Raw genomic sequence first — 17154 nt, forward strand, 5'->3', positions numbered from 1 at the left:
GGCGATCCGCGAAACGAAAACATCGCCAGCAAGCGGGCGCCTACAAGTGACACGCATTGCTGGGCCGTAGGGGGGGTGCAACCCGCCGCTCTCCGGTGGCGGGTTGCACCCGCCCTACGATCTGCCCGTTCAATTTGCTGACATGTCTGAAGCGTTACGAGCGAAGGCCAGGCCAGGCGGCGAAGCCGGAAAAAAGCGGAGTTGGCTGGTGCCAATGAGCATTTTTTACGGCTACGCCAACGCAGCATGGGCGAGCGCAGTAGCTATCAGAGCGGGAAAATCTTGCCGGGGTTCATGATCCCGTTCGGATCGAATACCGCCTTGATCGCCTTCATATAGCCGATCTCGGCTTCCGAGCGGCTGTAGCTCAGGTAGTCGCGCTTGGTCATGCCCACGCCGTGTTCGGCGGAGATAGAGCCGTTGTACTTCTGCACCGTCTCGAACACCCACTTGTTGACCGTGGCGCACTTGGCGAAGAACTCGTCCTTGGACAGGTTTTCCGGCTTGAGGATATTCAGGTGCAGGTTACCATCGCCGATATGGCCGAACCAGACGATCTCGAAGTCCGGGTAGTGTTCGCCGACTATCGCATCGATATCGTGCAGGAAGGCCGGCACTTTCGAGACCACCACCGAGATATCGTTCTTGTACGGCGTCCAGTGGCTGATGGTCTCGGAGATATATTCGCGCAGCTTCCACAGGTTCTGCAGCTGCTGCTCGCTCTGGCTCATCACGCCATCCAGCACCCAGCCCTGCTCCACGCAATGCTCGAAAGTGGCCAGGGCCGCTTCGGCGACTTCCTCGGTGGTGGCTTCGAACTCCAGCAGGGCATAGAAGGGGCAGTCGGTGTCGAAGGCCGTCGGCACGTCGCCGCGGGCCATGATCTTGGCCAGGGCCTTGTCCGAGAAGAACTCGAAGGCGGTCAGGTCCAGCTTGTTCTGGAAGGCGTGCAGCACCGGCATGATCGAGTCGAAGTCCGGGGTGCCGAGGACCATGGCGGTGAGGTTCTTCGGCGCGCGGTCCAGGCGCATGGTGGCTTCGACCACGAAGCCCAGGGTGCCTTCGGCGCCGATAAACAGCTGGCGCATGTCGTAGCCGGTGGCGTTCTTGATCAGGTCCTTGTTCAGCTCCAGCAGCTCGCCGGTGCCGGTGACGACCTTCAGCCCGGCCACCCAGTTGCGGGTCATACCGTAGCGGATCACCTTGATGCCGCCGGCATTGGTGCCGATATTGCCGCCGATCTGGCTGGAGCCGGCGGAAGCGAAGTCCACCGGGTAGTACAGGCCCTTGTCCTCGGCGAACATCTGCAGCTGCTTGGTGATCACGCCGGGCTGACACACGGCGGTGCGGTCGACTTCGTTGAAGTCGAGAATCTGGTTCATATAGTCGAAGGCCACCACCACTTCGCCATTAGCCGCCACCGCGCCGGCGGAGAGGCCGGTACGACCGCCGGACGGCACCAGCGCGACCTGGTGCTGATTGGCCCAACGCACGATGGCCTGCACCTGCTCGATGCTCTTGGGGAAGGCAATCGCCAGCGGCGCCGGGGCGAAATGCTTGGTCCAGTCCTTGCCGTAGGTGTTGAGGGAATCGGCATCGGTGAGCAGCTTGCCGGGCTCAACCAGGGTCTTCAGCTCTTCGATCAGCGCAGGGTTGGTCATCTACGGAACTCTCATACGATTCATGGTCACCCTGAGCACGCTTCATCTGCCAGGGTAGGTGCTTCGCGGGGCTCGTATGCTAGCATACGCACCCCGTGAATCGTGCCCTCCAGCAGGGCATTGAAAGCGTAGCGAGCGAAGGCTAGACAAGGCGAAAGCAGCCGAAAAAGCGCAGTTTACTGAGTGTAAATGAGCATTTTGAGGCTGCTTTCAACGCCGTATAGCCGAGCGCAGCAGCTTTCAATTGCCTGATGGCCGATCTGCGGGCTGCGGCCGGCTACGCCCGGCCTCCTCCCTGACACCATTTGTGGGACAACAGGTACTCCGATGAGCAAGACCTCTCTCGACAAGAGCAAGATCAAGTTCCTTCTTCTTGAAGGCGTCCACCAGAATGCCGTGGACACCCTGAAGGCCGCCGGTTACACCAACATCGAGTACCTCAAGGGCGCACTCTCCGACGACGAGCTGAAAGAAAAGATCGCCGACGCGCACTTTATCGGCATCCGCTCGCGCACCCAGCTGACCGCCGAGGCCTTCGACTGCGCCAAGAAGCTGGTGGCCGTCGGTTGCTTCTGCATCGGCACCAACCAGGTCGATCTCGACGCCGCCCGCGAGCGCGGCATCGCGGTGTTCAACGCACCCTACTCGAACACCCGCTCGGTGGCCGAACTGGTACTGGCCCAGGCCATCCTGCTGCTGCGCGGCATCCCGGAAAAGAACGCCTCCTGCCACCGCGGCGGCTGGATCAAATCGGCGGCCAACTCCTTCGAAATCCGGGGTAAGAAGCTGGGTATAGTCGGTTACGGCTCGATCGGCACCCAGCTCTCGGTACTCGCCGAAGCCATGGGCATGCAGGTGTTCTTCTACGACACAGTGACCAAGCTGCCCCTGGGTAACGCCACCCAGATCGGCAAGCTGCACGACCTGCTGGGCATGTGCGACATAGTGTCGTTGCACGTGCCGGAGCTGCCGTCCACCCAGTGGATGATCGGCGAGAAGGAAATCCGCGCCATGAAGAAGGGCGGCATCCTGATCAACGCCGCCCGCGGCACAGTGGTCGAGCTGGAGCACCTGGCGGCCGCGATCAAGGACGAGCACCTGATCGGTGCCGCCATCGACGTGTTCCCGGTCGAGCCGAAGTCCAACGACGAAGAGTTCGAAAGCCCGCTGCGTGGCCTGGATCGGGTGATCCTGACCCCGCATATCGGTGGTTCGACCGCCGAAGCCCAAGCCAATATCGGCCTGGAAGTGGCCGAGAAGCTGGTCAAGTACAGCGACAACGGCACCTCCGTGTCCTCGGTCAACTTCCCCGAAGTGGCCCTGCCGGCGCACCCGGGCAAGCATCGCCTGCTGCACATCCACGAGAACGTGCCGGGCGTGATGAGCGAGATCAACCACGTGTTCGCGGAGAACGGCATCAATATCTCCGGCCAGTTCCTGCAGACCAACGACAAGGTTGGCTACGTGGTGATAGACGTCGACGCCGACTACTCCGACCTGGCGCTGGAAAAGCTGCAACACGTGCGCGGTACCATCCGCAGCCGCGTGCTGTTCTAAGAACCTGTTCACGATCTGCTGCGCGTCGGCCCTGCTGCGTTAAAAACAGGCTCGGAATGCTCATGTACAAAAGTACACTCCGCTTCCTCGCCGTTTTGACCAGCCGAAGGCTGTAACTAACGTAGCGCCTTGCACGACTCTAGCTCGCAAGATCGAAAACCAGGCTCTAAGCATCACGACAACGAAAAAGGGAAGCTTCGGCTTCCCTTTTTCGTGCCCGGATATCGGGCGCAACCCTAGGTTGGGCGGCGCCGGTCGTTTATCCACAGACGACGCGAATCTCCCGCGCCGCGTAACCCAACAGCATGGGTATCGCTGCGCTCAACCCATCCTACGCAAGCGACTGCTCTTCCAGTTTGCGCAAGGCGGCCTCGGCGGTAGGCAGCTCTTCCTCACTGAACACCTGCACCCCGGCACGGCGCAAGGCCGCGGCGGTCACGCCTTCGCCGGCCACCTTTGTTCCGCTAAAGCTGCCGTCGTAGTTTTCCCGATTGCCGCACGACGGGCTGCGCGCCTTAAGCAGCGCCAAACGAATCCCATGCTGACGCACCAGGGCCAGGGCCTGTTCGGCGCCCTCGACAAAGGCGGCGGTGACATCCTCGCCGTCCATGGTCAGCACCGCCAGCTGCCCATCGAGCACCCGGGCACCCTGGCCGCCGGCGATTTCCGCCGGCGCGCGCGGGGTCGGCAAGCCGCCGGCTACTTCCGGGCACAGCGCCACCACCCGGCCTTCCGCCTGCCAGCGTTGCAGCAGGTCGAACGGGCCGTGGGCGCCGCCGTCGTAACGCACGGGCTGGCCCAACAGGCAGCGACTCACCAAGATTTTCTGCATAAAGCCTCCCGGGCCATGGATTAGCGTTTTGTAAATGTCCATCAAACCGGCGTGACCCGCCATAACGTTGCGACGTTGGGCATCGCTGCGCTCAGCGCCAACCTACGGTGCGTAGCCCGGATGAAATCCGGAAGCGGTTTGGCCGGCGCTGGACTTCCCCGGATTTCATCCGGGCTACCAAATGCCGTCGCCCCGGCGGCGAAACCAGCCGGTCAGCGACAAGCGCTCGCGGGTCGCCGGCAATACCTCGTGGGGCATATCCGCCGAGAGGAACAGCAGCAGACTACCGGCTTGCGGCAGCACATCGCGGCGGCTGCCATCGGCAAGATACAGGCGCAGCGCGCCGCCCTGCTCGACCTGCCAATCCGGGTTGAGATAGAGCACCGCAGACACCGCGCGACGGTCGTCGTCGCGAAAGCGGTCCACATGCTTCTGGTAGAAAGCCCCCGGCGGATACAGGGCGAAGTGGCTTTCGTAGTCTTCCAGGCCCAGGTACAGGCCCTGGTTCAACGCCTGACGTAACTCGTCCATCAACTCCAGATAGCGGTCGCTGGCCGACGCCTGACCGGACTCCAGCCACTGGATATGATCGCCGCGCACGCCCTCGCGGATCTGCTGCTGCGCGCCGCGGCCGACGCCGGCAGGCGCCAAAGCCCCCCGAGCGGCCCGTTTACGGCACTCTTCGGCCAGTTCGAGGGTCAGAAGCTGTGGAGCGAACAGAGGCTGCAATGCCCAACCGTGCTCGGCCAGCTTATCGACTATGGGCGCCAAATAGGCGCTAGGGGGATAGGTAGTCATAATGGCGATTCTAGGGGCTGTAGAAAAAGTCGTCGAGCGAAGGTCAGGCAAGGCAAAAACAGGCGAAGAAGCGGAGTGTACGAGCTGTACATGAGCATCTGAGCCTGTTTTTAACGCAGCATCACCGATGCGTAGGCACTTTTTATACAGAACCTAACAGTCTGCCGACTGCGCCTCGACAAGCTCCCATTGGCCACCGAAAATAGCCGCCCGCCAGACCGGAGTCTTTATGCGCGCCCTTGCCCTAGTTTTTGCCCTGCTGCTCAGCCTGCCCGCACTGGCCGACGATTACCTGCAGCTGTACCAGGCCGCCGGCTGGCCGCAGCAGCGCATGCATTTCAGCGACGCCCTGCAGGCCGCCCAGGAGCGTTACCGCAGCAGCCTGCCCCCGGCGGTGTACCAGGCCCTGGTGGACAACAGCAACCAGCGCTTCGCCCCCCGGGCGATGGACCGGCGTGCGCAGCAAAGCCTGCGCGAGAGCCTGGCCGAGCCTAGGCCCGCCCTGCAATTCTTCCAGTCGGCGCTGGGGCGCAAGATTATCGAGGCCGAACTGCTGGCCACCCGCAGCGATCAGCTGGCGCGCTACGCCGATGGCCTGCCGCAAGGCGAAGCCAGCGCCACCCGGCGCCTGCTGATCCGCCACCTGGCCCAGGCGCTGCCGGCCAAGGAAGCCGGCGCCGAGGTCAGCCTGGCGCTGGCCGGGGTGGCCGCCGATAGTCTGAGCCAGATGCTCCCCGGTCTGCTCGGTGGCGACAGCGCCCAGGCGCTGCTCAACGGCCAGCGCCAACGCCTGATGGAACAGATTGGCGCGGATCTGGACAACACCCTGCTGCATGTCTACCGCCAGCTCAGCGACCCGGAGTTGGAGGAGTTCGTCAGCTTCGCCCAGTCCGACGCCGGCAAGGCCTATTACCAGGCGGCGCTGGCGGCCATCCGCAGCGGCCTGGCAGTGGGCCAGAGCACCGCCAACCTGGCGCCGGCGCCCCAGGGTATCTGATCAGTGTGTAGGTTGGGCTGAGAAGCAACGCGACGAAACCCAACAGCGGTGCGGTGGGTGACTCGTCAAGCGCAGTGCTGCGCACTCCCCGTTGGGCTTCGCTACGCTCAGCGCCAACCTACGCCAGGCGCTGGCTAAGAAAATCGAAATAGCGCTGGCGCAAGGCCGGTGCTTCATTGGCCAGATGATGACGCGCCTCGCCCAGGCGCAAAATCTGCGGCGCGGCGAACTTGTCCTGCAGCACCTCGAGGTTGTACTGCCAGGCCACCGTCATATCCGCCTCGCCCTGGATGATCAGCGGGCTGCGGCTGCTGCGCGGCGCCGCCTCGATACGCGGCACCCAGCGACTCAAGGCGCCGACCCAGGCGGTGGGCAGACTGCGCGGCTGCAAGGGGTCGCGGTGCTCGACGAAGTCGATAAAGTCCAAATCGTTGGAGTTGACGCTAAAACGCCGGGGAATCTCGCTGACAAAGTTGCGCATGACCTTGTAGCTGAGCTGCGACCAGGTCCAGGCGCGCGGCCGCACCAGCGGCGCGAGCAGAATGCTCTCGCCGATTTCAGGGCCCGGCGCGCCGGTCAGCAGGTAGTCGATCAGGATCGCCCCGCCGGTGCTCTGCCCGCACAGGTGCCAGGGCTGCGGCAGCTCCAGCGCGGCGGCCTCGGCCAACACGCCCTGCAGCACCGCCTGATACTCGGCAAAATCGCCGATGCTGGCCCGTGGGCCGCTGGACAGGCCATGCCCCGGCAGATCGAAGGTCAACACCGCGAAGCCCATGCCCAGGGCCCACTCGATCACATGGCGGTACAGGCCGCTGTGGTCGTAATAACCGTGCAGCAGCACCAGGGTCGCCCGCGGCTTCTGCGGCCACCAGGCCTGCAGGGCGATCTGGTAGCCGGCGATCTGCCGCACGCCCAGCAGGCTGTGCGCCGCGTCGTTGGCGGCAAAGCCGTAAAAGCGCCGATAGGCCTGTTCCGCCGCCGACAGCGGCATGGCTGCGGCCAAGGGTCGCAGCATGGCGATCAGGTTTTCCGGCTGAAAAGGCTCTGACATGGGGTTTGCGACTCGTTATCCAGTGATGCGCCAGGCAGTTGCGGCGCGGCGTACAGGCTGCGGATATTCAGCTGTGGCGCCAGTCGTGGCAAGCTGCGCGCCTGTTTGCCGAAGACCGACCATGCCTAAACCCACCCGCAAGACCCTGCTCACCGCCCTGCTGCTGGTGCTATGGGGCGCCGCCCTGCTCGCCGCCTACCGCTGGTACGAGGCGCGCTATCTACGCAGCTTCAGCGAGCAGACCGCGCTGTTCTACGGCGAGCAGCTGCGCCTGCCCGCCGAGCTGGCCGGCCCCGGGCCGATCCGCCTGGTGCACTTCTGGGACCCGACCTGCCCCTGCAATGTCGGCAACCAGCAGCACCTGGCCGAGCTGATCGAGCATTACCGCCCGCTGGGCGTGGCCTTCTATGGGGTGCAGAAGGCCGCCAGCCAGGGCCAGCTGCCAGACAGCCTGAGCGCCCTGCAAGCCTTGCCCGCACTCAGCGGCAGCGAGCTGATCCCCGCCAGCCCGGCGGTGGCGATCTGGGACACAAACGGCCGGCTGGCCTACTTCGGCCCCTACAGCGCCGGCGCCACCTGCACCTCGAGCAACAGCTTTATCGAGCCGATACTCGAAGCCCTGAGCGCCGGCCGCCCGGTGACTGCCAGCAATAACCTGGCCCTGGGCTGCTTTTGCCAGTGGGCGCCGACAGCCGCGCCCTCGGTCGGTGAGCCGACTGCAGGCGCGGCGGACCATAACGCCGACCTCCTCCCTACCAGGCTAACTCAGTCGACCGCTGCGGCCTGGTCAACCGACTGGCGGCGGTAATGCTGCGGGGTCGCGCCCTGCCAGCGCTTGAAGGCGCGGTAGAACGGCGACAGCTCGGCAAAGCCGCAGGCCCGCGCCACCTCGCGAATCGCCAGGCCACCGGCCAGCAGCGTCTGCGCGCGCAGGCGGCGCACCTCGTCGTGCAGGCGGCGAAAGCTCTGGCCCTGCTCCGCCAGGGCGCGCTGCAGGGCGGCCGGGCTGTAATCCAGGGCGCGGGCGCAACTCTGCAGATCGCACAGGCGCACGCCCAGGTTGACCTCCAGCCAGTAGCGCACGCGGTTGAGCAACTGGTTTTCCTCCAACTCGGCCAGTTCCAGTTCGGCCTGCGCCCACAGCACGGCGAACAGCCGCGGATTGGCGCTGCGTGACGGCCGGGCGAGCCAGGCGCGGGGGAAGACCAGCGCATCGTGCGGCTGGGCGAAACGCGGCAGCAGGCCGAACAGGCGGCGGTGTTCGCTCAGCCGGCGCGGCGCGGGATGGCGCAAATCCAGGCCGCTCAGCGGGAAACCGCCGTCGCTGACGCTGGCCAGCATCTTCAGCAGGAGCAAGGCCAGGCATTCCATTTGCTGGCGCAGCGAGCCGACGCCGCGGTAATTGAGGTCGAAGATCAGCCGCGCACTGGCCTCATCCAACTCCAGACGCGCGGCGAAACCGCCGGAGAGGATGTGCTGGAAACGCACGAAACTCTCCAGCGCCTGGCCCAGGTCGCGGCTGGCCAGCAGCAGGTAGCCGACCACATCCAGCGGCCGCGGCTGCATCCGCTCGCCAAGGTGCAGGCCGATATCGCCATCGCCACTGATGCCCGGCAGCGCCTGCCAGAAACGCGGCGCGCTGTCGTGATCCTCCCGCGCATTGAGCAGCGGCGGGCTCAGGGGCAGGCCCTGGTAGGCCTGGCGGTAGGTATCGGTGGGGTCCAGGCCGAGCGCGGCCAAGGCCTCGTAGAGCAGGCGGCGCAGGGTCGCGGAATGGGTCAGCACGCTGGCGCTGCCGTTGTGCGGGTCGTGGTCCATCGGGCCTCCAGAAATTGACCAAAGACTTTCACTGCCATGGCATTTGGTCAATGCGCAATCCTAGTCAGCGCTGACAATGGGCCGGCAGCTACAACCTATAACAAGGAAACCCGATGAAACGCAGCCTCACCGCCCTCGCCCTGATCATTGCCGCCACAGCCGCCGGCGCTTACTGGTACCTGGGCAGCAAGCAACCGCAGCGCAGCGGCGAGCTGCACCTGAACGCGCTGCAGGCGCCGGTCAGCGTGGCCTATGACGAGCGCGGCGTGCCGCATATCCAGGCCGAGCACGAGGCGGACCTGTACCGCGCCCTCGGCTACGTGCATGCCCAGGACCGCCTGTTCCAGATGGAAATGTTGCGGCGCCTGGCCCGCGGCGAGCTGGCCGAGGTGCTCGGCAGCAAGCTGGTGGCCACCGACCGGCTGTTCCGCACCCTGGGCATCCGCGAGCACGCCGACCGCTATGCCCAGCAGATGGACATGAACAGCCCGTCGAGCCAGGCGCTGCTGGCCTACCTGGATGGCATCAACCAGTACCAGGCCAGTCGTCCGGCGCCGCTGGAGTTCGACCTGCTGGGCATCGACAAACGCCCCTTTACCCCGGCCGACACCCTGAGCGTGGCCGGCTATATGGCCTACAGCTTCGCCGCGGCCTTGCGCACCGAACCGCTGCTGACCCATGTGCGCGACCAACTGGGCGCCGACTACCTCAGGGTCTTCGACCTCGACTGGCACCCCCGGGGCGTGCTCGGCCAGCCCCTGGCCGCCGGCGACTGGCAGGACCTCAATGCCATCGCCCAATTGAGCCACGCCGCCCTGCTGGATGCCGGCCTGCCGCAGTTCGAGGGCAGCAACGCCTGGGCGCTAGCCGGCAGCCGTACCGCCAGTGGCAAGCCGCTGCTGGCCGGCGACCCGCATATCCGCTTCGCCGTGCCGGCGGTGTGGTACGAGGCGCAGCTGAGCTATCCCGGTTTCGAGCTGTACGGTCATCACCAGGCGCTGAATCCGGTGGCCTCGCTCGGGCATAACCGCGACTTCGCCTGGAGCCTGACCATGTTCCAGAACGACGATCTCGACCTGATCGCCGAAAAAACCAACCCGGATAACCCCAACCAGGTCTGGTATCGCGGCCAGTGGGTCGAGCTGCAGAGCCGCGAGGAACTGATCACCGTCAAGGATGCCGAGCCGGTGCGCCTGAGCCTGCGCCGCTCGCCCCACGGCCCCATCATCAACGACGCCCTCGGCGACAGCGTCGGCAGCACGCCTATCGCCCTGTGGTGGGCCTTTCTGGAAACCGCCAACCCGATACTCGACGGCTTCTACCAGCTCAACCGCGCCACCAGCCTGGACAAGGCCCGCGCCGCCGTCGAGCGGATCGAGGCGCCCGGGCTGAATATCGTCTGGGCCAATGCCAGCGGCGATATCGGCTGGTGGGCGGCGGCCAAACTGCCGCGGCGCCCGGCCGGGGTCAACCCGAACTTTATCCTCGACGGCGCCAGCGGCGAGGCGGAGAAGGACGGCTTCTACCCCTTCAGCGCCAACCCCCAAGAGGAGAACCCGGCGCGCGGCTATATAGTCTCGGCCAACTACCAACCGCTGGCGCCCAGCGGCATCGAGATTCCCGGCTACTACAACCTGGTCGATCGCGGCCAGCGCCTGAATCAGCGCCTTGCCGACAGCTCGGTGAAATGGGACCTGCACAATAGCCAGGCGCTGCAACTCGACCCCGGCAACGGCTACCCGCAACGCCTGCTCGCGCCCATTGCCGCCGACCTGCGCGCCGCCGCCGGCGATGACCAGGAACGCGCGCTAGCCGAGCAGCTGCTGGCCTGGAACGGCGACCATCAACTCGACTCCACCGCCGCCAGCCTGTTCAACCAGCTGGTCTATCAGCTCAGCGCCGAGGCCATGCTCGACGAACTGGGCCAGAACTTCTTCGACAACCTGCTGTACACCCGCGTGCTGGATAGCGCCCTGCCGCGCCTGGCGGCCGATGCCCGCTCGCCCTGGTGGGACAAACGCGGCAGCGCCGCCGTGGAAAGCCGCAGCGACACAGTAAAAGCCGCCTGGCAGGCCAGCCTCACCCACCTCGAAAGCACCCTGGGCGACGACCCCGCGACTTGGGCCTGGGGCGACGCCCATACCCTCACTCACGGCCACCCGCTGGGCCAGCAGCAGCCACTGGACAAGCTATTCAACGTCGGCCCCTTCGCCGCCCCGGGCGGCCACGAAACCCCGAACAACCAGTCGCACCGGGTCGGCCCGGCGCCCTGGCCGGTGGTCTACGGCCCCTCGACCCGCCGCCTGATCGACCTGGCCGACGCCGACACGGCCCTGGGCATCAACCCGGTCGGCCAGAGCGGCGTGCTGTTCGATCAGCATTACCAGGACCAGGCCCAGTCCTATATCGACGGCGAGTATCAACCCATGCACCTGAGTGAAGCGGACGTGGTGGCCAACACCCGCAGCCGCCTGATACTGCTGCCCAGCGCAGACTAAGCCCACTCAGGGAACGCCACGCGGCGCGATAAACAGGGCGGTTTATCCACGCGGTTTAAGACTCAATCGACTGGCCCCGTTAAGCCGAACGACCAGCGCCGTGTTTAGCCGCCGCGGCACCTCGCGTTAGCCATTGGCCGCATTACAGACCGTTCCCAAGCCCGGCTTCGCGCCGGGCCTATGGACGATCCAAGGGACTCAATACGGCAAAACCACCACGATTCAGCACATGGGTATAAATCATCGTGGTCTTCACATCCGAGTGCCCGAGCAACTCCTGCACCGTGCGAATATCCTGGCCGCTTTCCAGCAGATGAGTCGCAAAGGAATGGCGCAGCGTGTGAGGGGTGGCATGCTTGATCAGCCCTGCGCGCCGGACCGCCTCGCGCACCGCACGCTGAATGGTTTTCTCATGCAAATGATGACGAAAGATCCCCTTGGAGCGCGGATCTACTGAGCGATTGACCGACGGGAACACAAACTGCCAACCCCACTCCGCCGCCGCATGGGGATACTTACGCGCCAGCGCAAAGGGCAAATTGGCCCGGCCGAAGCCCTCGGCCAAATCCTGCTGATGCAATAACTCCGCCTTACGCAAATGCTGTTGCAAGGGCAACAGCAGGCGCTGCGGCAACATGGTGACCCGATCCTTCTGGCCCTTGCCATCACGCACCAGCACCTCGCCCCGGGCAAAATCCACATCCTTGACGCGCAACCGCAGCGCCTCCAGCAAACGCAAGCCAGAGCCATAGAGCAGACTGGCCACTATCCAGCGCACCCCATCCAATTGCCCGAGCACCGCGCCCACTTCCTCGCGCGTCAACACAACCGGCAAATGCTTGGGCTTCTTGGCCCGCACTATGCCCTCCAACCAGGGCAACTCCAGCTTAAGCACCTCTTTATAAAGAAAGAGCAGCGCCGCCAACGCTTGATTCTGCGTAGACGCCGACACATTGCGCGCCACCGCCAGATGGGTCAGAAAAGCCTCGATTTCTGCCGCGCCCATCTCTGTCGGATGCCGATAACGGTGAAAGCGGATAAAGCGCTTCGCCCATTCGGCATAGACAGTCTCGGTGCGGATGGAATAGTTTCTAACTCGAATTTGCTGGCGCAGTTGCTCCAGCAGCTTGGGCTTGCCGTCATCCATGTCGCGTTTCTCCCTGAATACAGTCGCGTTTGCCGCGATCACCTTCAAGCTAGACAAGGACTCAGCCGACGACAAGGAAGCTTATGCGACACGTACCGCGCTCGACCGCGACTGACGTGTCGCCTAATTAATAGTTGAACATAACCGCTTCGCGGTGGAGTGCGGGACTTACCAAGTACGAGGCATACGGACATGCCAGACAGAACGATACAGCGACTATTTTTATCGTGCCGATCGGCACTGGATGCATCGGCGCAACCGCTGAAAAATCGACAGGCAATTGCCGCCATCACCCAGTGCCGAACGCCGGATATGGGTGTGACTTACTACGGCTGCCCGGAAGGCCACGGGCAATGGGAACACAGCCATTCCTGTCGTCATCGCAGCTGCTGTTTGTGCGCAGACAAGCGGCGCCTGGAATGGATTGAAGCGCAGAAGCAACGCCTCCTTGACGTCCCACACTTTCATGTCATTTTTACGCTGCCACATGAATACCTGCCGCTGTGGCGTTACAACGAGGCCCTGTTTGCTCGATTGTTGTTCAAGGCCAGCCAGGAGTCGTTGCAGGAACTCTTGGCGGATAAGAAGTACGGCGAGATCCACCCTGGCATTCTGATGACCCTGCACACCTGGGGGCGTCGGCTGAATTTGCATCCACACACGCATTGTCTGGTGACAGCAGGCGGCATCCAGTCATCAGGCGTGTGGCGGGATCTGGGAGAGTATCTGTTACCGAGTGCCGTGCTGCGACGTTACTACCGCGGCAAGGTGCAAGCCCTGCTCCGGGAGGCGGCGCTTGATCAGTGTCTGACGCTGCCACCAGACATGAGCGAGCAAACATTCTGGCAGCAGCACCGCAGCCTGTACCGGAAGGAGTGGAGTGTTCGCATTGAGGAACGCTACAGCCATGGCAAAGGTGTGATGCTGTATCTGGCACGTTACTGCAAAGGGGGTCCGCTTCACCCGGAGCAGATTCGGGGCTGGGACAGCAAGCGGCTGGAGGTGAGTTATCTGGATCATCGAGACAAACGGATCAAGTACCAGCAGTTGACGCCCTGGCAGCTGATCCAGCGCTTGCTTCTACATGTGCCTGCCAAAGGTGTGCATACAGTCCGCTACTATGGTCTTTATGCTCCAGCGGCCAAGCAGCGACATCAGCAGGTGCTTGGCTGCTACGGCAACCTGGCGGGGTTGAAAGCCCGGAGTGGGATGCCTCCTGAGCAGGTACTGCTGTACTGCAGAACGTGCGGTGCGCGTGCCGCAGTATTGGGACAGCGCTGGCGGAGGACGGCAAAAGGAAATTCCCTTATAAAGGAGGCCGAAGGTTTGGGGGGCAGCGGTCATGTCCAACAAGGCGTTGAACGTGACCTCGAAAGGGATGGTCCTGCTGATTCATCATAAATTTTGTGCCGACTGATATTTTTTTGTGCTTTCGTCGGCACGTTAACTAAGCGTTAGGCACTTTGTCGAAAATCCTGCAATCCACATCAAGGAATGATTATGAAACCTGAAAATTTAAACCCTAAAGCAAGAGAAGCATTTGCCAAAACGCTAATTGATGTTGGTGTATCGGTATTCAAAGGAATAATTCTTTTACTCACCGTAATTCCTATAGCTGCAATTTTTAAAAGCGCTTTTGACGGAGTTTCTATCGAAGTCTCTTTAATCAAAATAATTGGCTCGATGACTATTGGCACCTACATTACTCTTCTAACGCTATTGATCATCGCATTTTTTATCGGCCATCTATTTCGCAAAGAGGGTTTACGTCATCTGCATGAAATCAAGGGTGATATTTAATAACGCCTATACAACGGGGCTGCAGCGCCTAACAAGGCGCTCAAATCGCTCGCTTCGCTCACTGGGACTGCGTGCCGCAGCCCCTTAGCTTAATCGTTAGGCAAGTGGGAGCCTTATTAAATCGTTCACTTGAAAATTCCACGCGGCTAAAAATGTACGTAACATCGGCGGTTCATCTCCACACCGCATCGCCTGTAGTAAGTGCCGTCATTTGCATCATCAAACGGAGTTGAATGAATGTTATGCACCACTGCAAATAACTTACTCAGTACACCCGCCGCATCGGCGGCGTCAGCCTTTTCTTTTTGCGTTGCTGCGACTATCGCGTTGGGCCAGGGCGGCCTAACATGCGGTTCAAGCCGCTCGCTGCGCTCGCTCGGGACCGCGTTCCGCGGCCCCTTAACCAAACGTTAGGAATCACAGCATTGGCCAAGTTGGCGCCACTCATATTCATTGGATACTTACTTATTTTAACTCCATTGCATGCAAAAGCTGATTGGGGTATCAACGGCATTGCCGCTGAGTGTGCGAAGTCAGGAAAATTTTTCGAATTATCGCCAATCGTTGAACTATCTTCTCCGTCTGCGGGTGAAGTCAAAATCAAGCCTGGCTTTCGGCGTCTAGCAAATGGAAAGCATGAACTTTATTGCCATGTAGGTCAGCAGCTTGTTAAAGCATCAGTTCGCGTTTACGGCTCAGATAGCGGGGCCTGTATGGGCGCTGGCTATGTGTCAATTGACAGTCTAAGTATTGGAAAAACTCGACTTATTGAGCATCCTACCGCTTTCAACTGGGACTGCCCGGGAGAGCAAATACTTATAGGGTTACGCATCGTCCAGCAAGGCCCTCGAATGCATGCTGAGTCATGCCTCGCTAAATCATGGAACTGGAGCACTGGCTTTGAAGCTGTAAACTGCACCTCAAAGGAACTCAAGTACTAATGGTGTCGGTGCTTCCTAACAAGCGGTTCAAATCGTTCTCTTCGCTCTCTGGGAACGCGTACCGCGGCCCCTTAACCTAAACGTTAGGCGTATTGGCTGGAGGAATTACAATGACCCAAGTCGATGTGACATCCCGATTCAAAGCAAAGCTTCTTCGTCCGGCAAAGCCTAGCGGTGATGCGACGTGGGCATTCGTAGTACTACCAAGGGATGCGAGTGAAAAGCTTCCGAGGCGTGGAAGAACTACAGTAGACGGCACAATCAATGGACACCATTTCCAGGCTACTCTTGAGCCGGATGGTCAGCTGAGCCATTGGCTACAGGTAAGCAGGGAGTTGTGCGAAGCCGCTGGCGCGGGTATTGGGGATATAGTCTCGCTAGACCTAATCCCTGTAGAGATGGAACCTGAGCCTGACGTCCCACCAGACTTTCAGGAGGCACTCGCGGCCTCTCCTGAGGCTTGTAGGGTTTGGAACGATACGACGACCATCGCACGATTGGACTGGATACACTGGATTACTTCAGCCAAGCAAATTAAGACTCGCGCAAAACGGATTGATGATGCCTGCGATATGCTTGCATCCGGCAAGAAGCGAGTTTGCTGCTTCGACCAATCTGGTTACTACAGCAAGGCCTTCTGTGCGCCAGATGCGGCCGATTTTTAAAATTGGCCATAGTGTTAAATACGCCTAACAATGCGTATATGGACTCTCCCCACAAGTAGTGAGAAGTAGCTTTTCCTACCCTGTCGTCAGCGCGGTTGCATTCGTATATCCGGCCTGTTCTGGGCGCTGTCGTGCTGAATGACTCTTACGGCGAGGTCAAGCGCATGTATGTGCGACCCGAAGCCAGGGGCAAAGGTATTGCAAAGCAAGTCATCGCCGCCTTGGAGGCAAGCTCGTACGAATCAGGCTGCCGAGAGCTCATGCTTGAAACCGGGCCGTATCAACCGGAGGCACTGAGGTTCTACACAAGCAAAGGCTATGTGCGGCGGGGCGCATTCGGCGCATACCCCGAGCATCCGCTCAGCGTATTCATGGGCAAGTCACTACAGCGATTCACGCCGTGGAAGTTGGCGATCTCGCGCTGCTTAGAATCGTTGGCCTCTATGTGCTGATGATCTCGATCATTTGCGTCATTGCCGTGCCGAAGTCTGGGTTCTGGGCAACGCTGCTGGTTGCTCCGCTGATCATCGCGGCGGGATATGGTTGGCTGGCTTAAACGCATCGATACCTAACAATTGGCAGAAAACAGCCAACGGCTGGCCCGAAGGGCGAGCGAAACGAGTAAAGGGCGCGAGTCGCAGGGATGCGGAGGTAGTGCGCGCAGGATATCCAAGCCGAGAGGCGTAAAGGGTCAGCCCCTAGCAGCCTGCCTTGCTACAGAACAACTAAGACGCACGGTATAGATTTAAGCGCGCACAAAAAAGGGCCACTCGCGTGGCCCTCCTTTGTTTAGCGCAGCGCTAGTTAGGCAATGGCATGCAGCTGCGATGGGTCGCGGCGGCTGTCCGGGCCGTTTTGCAGGGCGGCGCCGGTGCTTTCGTCCATGGCTTGCTGCAAGGCCTTTTTGCGCTTCTCTTCGGAGCGGTGGGCGAAGAACCAGAGGAAGAAGGTCATCAGCGACACCGACAGCAGGATCAGGCTGGCCACCGCGTTGATTTCCGGCTTCACGCCCAGACGCACGGCGGAGAAGACTTCCATCGGCAAGGTGGTGGAACCGGGACCGGAGACGAAGCTGGCCAACACCAGGTCGTCCAGCGACAGGGCGAAGGACATCATGCCGCCGGCTGCCAGCGAGGGCGCGATCATCGGGATGGTGATCAGGAAGAACACCTTCCAGGGTTTCGCGCCCAGGTCCATGGCCGCTTCCTCGATGGACATATCCAGCTCACGCAGACGCGACGACACCACCACCGCCACATAGGCGGAACTGTTGGTGGTGTGGGCGATCCAGATGGTCAGAATGCCACGCTCGGCTGGCCAGCCGATCAGTTGCGCCATGGCCACGAACAGCAGCAGAGCGACAGACCGGTGATCACTTCGGGCATCACC

The 17154-nt window shown here is 61.8% G+C and carries 15 protein-coding genes and 2 pseudogenes; 10 read left to right on the top strand and 7 right to left on the bottom strand.

Annotated elements, in window-relative coordinates:
• Positions 1 to 266 precede the first annotated feature (266 nt).
• Entirely contained in the window at positions 267 to 1661 is a 1395-nt protein-coding gene (locus tag Q8Q83_RS13830; RefSeq protein ID WP_305624636.1) for an FAD-binding oxidoreductase, read from the bottom strand.
• A 327-nt stretch (positions 1662 to 1988) separates the two neighbouring features.
• On the opposite strand from Q8Q83_RS13830, the gene serA reads away from it, so the two are divergent.
• The gene (serA, locus tag Q8Q83_RS13835) at positions 1989 to 3218 is read left to right on the top strand and encodes a phosphoglycerate dehydrogenase (protein WP_305624638.1); all 1230 of its coding nucleotides are present in this window, start codon (positions 1989 to 1991) and stop codon (positions 3216 to 3218) included.
• 331 nt (positions 3219 to 3549) lie between these two features.
• Here the strand turns inward: serA and Q8Q83_RS13840 are convergent, their stop codons facing one another.
• The gene (locus tag Q8Q83_RS13840) at positions 3550 to 4050 is read right to left on the bottom strand and encodes a DUF523 domain-containing protein (protein WP_305624639.1); all 501 of its coding nucleotides are present in this window, start codon (positions 4048 to 4050) and stop codon (positions 3550 to 3552) included.
• A 174-nt stretch (positions 4051 to 4224) separates the two neighbouring features.
• On the bottom strand, positions 4225 to 4848 hold the full coding sequence (locus Q8Q83_RS13845) for a 2OG-Fe(II) oxygenase (RefSeq protein ID WP_305624641.1): 624 nt from the start codon (positions 4846 to 4848) through the stop codon (positions 4225 to 4227).
• A gap of 229 nt (positions 4849 to 5077) precedes the next feature.
• Between Q8Q83_RS13845 and Q8Q83_RS13850 the strand changes: the two genes are divergently transcribed.
• A complete protein-coding gene (locus Q8Q83_RS13850) occupies positions 5078 to 5845 on the top strand; it encodes a hypothetical protein (RefSeq protein ID WP_305624643.1) in 768 nt (255 codons plus the stop codon).
• A 118-nt stretch (positions 5846 to 5963) separates the two neighbouring features.
• Here Q8Q83_RS13850 and Q8Q83_RS13855 read toward each other — a convergent pair whose 3' ends face one another.
• Positions 5964 to 6896 (bottom strand): alpha/beta hydrolase, encoded by a 933-nt coding sequence (locus Q8Q83_RS13855; protein WP_305624644.1) that lies wholly within the window; start codon positions 6894 to 6896, stop codon positions 5964 to 5966.
• Between the two features lie 121 nt (positions 6897 to 7017).
• Here Q8Q83_RS13855 and Q8Q83_RS13860 point away from each other — a divergent pair.
• Positions 7018 to 7584: pseudogene (locus tag Q8Q83_RS13860) on the top strand (DUF6436 domain-containing protein); the annotation flags it as partial.
• A 77-nt stretch (positions 7585 to 7661) separates the two neighbouring features.
• Here the strand turns inward: Q8Q83_RS13860 and Q8Q83_RS13865 are convergent.
• Positions 7662 to 8714 carry an AraC family transcriptional regulator gene (locus tag Q8Q83_RS13865; protein ID WP_305624646.1) on the bottom strand — a complete coding sequence of 351 codons (1053 nt, stop codon included), beginning with the start codon at positions 8712 to 8714 and terminating at the stop codon, positions 7662 to 7664.
• Positions 8715 to 8827: 113 nt separating this feature from the next.
• Here Q8Q83_RS13865 and Q8Q83_RS13870 point away from each other — a divergent pair, with 113 nt between their 5' ends.
• The gene (locus Q8Q83_RS13870) at positions 8828 to 11212 is read left to right on the top strand and encodes a penicillin acylase family protein (protein WP_305624648.1); all 2385 of its coding nucleotides are present in this window, start codon (positions 8828 to 8830) and stop codon (positions 11210 to 11212) included.
• A gap of 178 nt (positions 11213 to 11390) precedes the next feature.
• Here the strand turns inward: Q8Q83_RS13870 and Q8Q83_RS13875 are convergent, their stop codons facing one another.
• Positions 11391 to 12359 carry an integron integrase gene (locus Q8Q83_RS13875; protein WP_305624650.1) on the bottom strand — a complete coding sequence of 323 codons (969 nt, stop codon included), beginning with the start codon at positions 12357 to 12359 and terminating at the stop codon, positions 11391 to 11393.
• A gap of 192 nt (positions 12360 to 12551) precedes the next feature.
• On the opposite strand from Q8Q83_RS13875, the gene Q8Q83_RS13880 reads away from it, so the two are divergent.
• The 6 genes from Q8Q83_RS13880 to Q8Q83_RS13905 all read left to right on the top strand — a co-directional run bounded on the left by Q8Q83_RS13880 (position 12552) and on the right by Q8Q83_RS13905 (position 16321).
• Complete coding sequence (locus tag Q8Q83_RS13880; protein ID WP_305624651.1) at positions 12552 to 13760, top strand: transposase; 1209 nt, start codon at positions 12552 to 12554, stop codon at positions 13758 to 13760.
• Positions 13761 to 13859: 99 nt separating this feature from the next.
• Positions 13860 to 14159: a hypothetical protein gene (locus Q8Q83_RS13885; protein WP_305624653.1), complete on the top strand. Its 300-nt coding sequence runs from the start codon at positions 13860 to 13862 to the stop codon at positions 14157 to 14159.
• A gap of 425 nt (positions 14160 to 14584) precedes the next feature.
• Positions 14585 to 15100, top strand: coding sequence for a hypothetical protein (locus Q8Q83_RS13890; RefSeq protein ID WP_305624655.1), 516 nt, complete (start codon positions 14585 to 14587; stop codon positions 15098 to 15100).
• 110 nt (positions 15101 to 15210) lie between these two features.
• On the top strand, positions 15211 to 15765 hold the full coding sequence (locus tag Q8Q83_RS13895; RefSeq protein ID WP_305624656.1) for a YdeI/OmpD-associated family protein: 555 nt from the start codon (positions 15211 to 15213) through the stop codon (positions 15763 to 15765).
• Positions 15766 to 15896: 131 nt separating this feature from the next.
• The gene (locus Q8Q83_RS13900) at positions 15897 to 16217 is read left to right on the top strand and encodes a GNAT family N-acetyltransferase (protein ID WP_371132412.1); all 321 of its coding nucleotides are present in this window, start codon (positions 15897 to 15899) and stop codon (positions 16215 to 16217) included.
• On the top strand, positions 16166 to 16321 hold the full coding sequence (locus tag Q8Q83_RS13905; protein ID WP_305624659.1) for a DUF6463 family protein: 156 nt from the start codon (positions 16166 to 16168) through the stop codon (positions 16319 to 16321). Before Q8Q83_RS13900 ends, Q8Q83_RS13905 begins: the two co-directional genes overlap by 52 nt.
• A 248-nt stretch (positions 16322 to 16569) precedes the next feature.
• Here the strand turns inward: Q8Q83_RS13905 and Q8Q83_RS13910 are convergent.
• Positions 16570 to 17154: pseudogene (locus tag Q8Q83_RS13910) on the bottom strand (ABC transporter permease subunit); the annotation flags it as partial.

Source organism: Pseudomonas sp., assembly GCF_030696055.1.
Lineage (GTDB): Bacteria > Pseudomonadota > Gammaproteobacteria > Pseudomonadales > Pseudomonadaceae > Aquipseudomonas.

Excerpts from the sequence above, each read along its gene's own strand:
- Q8Q83_RS13880 (WP_305624651.1), top strand. The coding sequence starts at position 12,552 with ATGCCAGACAGAACGATACAGCGACTATTTTTATCGTGCCGATCGGCA.
- Q8Q83_RS13865 (WP_305624646.1), bottom strand. The coding sequence starts at position 8,714 with ATGGACCACGACCCGCACAACGGCAGCGCCAGCGTGCTGACCCATTCC.
- Q8Q83_RS13850 (WP_305624643.1), top strand. The coding sequence starts at position 5,078 with ATGCGCGCCCTTGCCCTAGTTTTTGCCCTGCTGCTCAGCCTGCCCGCA.
- Q8Q83_RS13855 (WP_305624644.1), bottom strand. The coding sequence starts at position 6,896 with ATGTCAGAGCCTTTTCAGCCGGAAAACCTGATCGCCATGCTGCGACCC.
- serA (WP_305624638.1), top strand. The coding sequence starts at position 1,989 with ATGAGCAAGACCTCTCTCGACAAGAGCAAGATCAAGTTCCTTCTTCTT.
- Q8Q83_RS13875 (WP_305624650.1), bottom strand. The coding sequence starts at position 12,359 with ATGGATGACGGCAAGCCCAAGCTGCTGGAGCAACTGCGCCAGCAAATT.
- Q8Q83_RS13895 (WP_305624656.1), top strand. The coding sequence starts at position 15,211 with ATGACCCAAGTCGATGTGACATCCCGATTCAAAGCAAAGCTTCTTCGT.
- Q8Q83_RS13870 (WP_305624648.1), top strand. The coding sequence starts at position 8,828 with ATGAAACGCAGCCTCACCGCCCTCGCCCTGATCATTGCCGCCACAGCC.
- Q8Q83_RS13885 (WP_305624653.1), top strand. The coding sequence starts at position 13,860 with ATGAAACCTGAAAATTTAAACCCTAAAGCAAGAGAAGCATTTGCCAAA.
- Q8Q83_RS13840 (WP_305624639.1), bottom strand. The coding sequence starts at position 4,050 with ATGCAGAAAATCTTGGTGAGTCGCTGCCTGTTGGGCCAGCCCGTGCGT.
- Q8Q83_RS13830 (WP_305624636.1), bottom strand. The coding sequence starts at position 1,661 with ATGACCAACCCTGCGCTGATCGAAGAGCTGAAGACCCTGGTTGAGCCC.
- Q8Q83_RS13845 (WP_305624641.1), bottom strand. The coding sequence starts at position 4,848 with ATGACTACCTATCCCCCTAGCGCCTATTTGGCGCCCATAGTCGATAAG.